The 455-nt window shown below is 31.0% G+C and carries 1 protein-coding gene; it reads right to left on the bottom strand.

Going from position 1 to position 455, the window contains the following annotated elements:
* Nucleotides 1-201 precede the first annotated feature (201 nt).
* On the bottom strand, nucleotides 202-455 hold a 254-nt coding region (locus ALO_RS19860; RefSeq protein WP_004099847.1), incomplete at its 5' end, for an RDD family protein.

The following is a 455-nucleotide window of genomic DNA, read 5'->3' as shown; positions in this document are numbered from 1 at the left end:
TTATTTCAAAAGCATCATAAAACCTATTATGATTAGTATCATTCCAAATACCCTTGCAATATAGATTTCCAGCTGACTTAACTTTCTAATTTTATCGAATAATTCCCATGTCTTAAATTCTCTAACATACTATGGAAAAATATCTTCCCTACCCCAACAATAATGACTAGCATTCCTTTCCAATAACTATCCAAACATAACTCACCGACCAATCTTGTCTTTCATAATAACAACCGTATCCAAAAGATAATCATGTAATCCCTGGTTTTTTTGAGTAAAAAAAATCAACAAGTATCCAGGGATTATAAAAATAAATACAAACTCTAAAATAGTTCTAATTATTACTCTTCGAATGCCTAATCTATATCCGTTTGTATCAGTTACTCTTATTTTTGTCAATTGCCTTCCTATGGTTCCTCGTTGCGTTGGTAGCTCACTGATAACAAAATAGATGA

It is taken from the genome of Acetonema longum DSM 6540 (assembly GCF_000219125.1).
In the GTDB taxonomy this organism is placed as follows: Bacteria; Bacillota; Negativicutes; order Sporomusales; family Acetonemataceae; genus Acetonema; species Acetonema longum.
The sequence above is the reverse complement of the archived record's forward strand: the minus strand, read 5'-3'. Positions and strand labels throughout refer to the sequence as shown.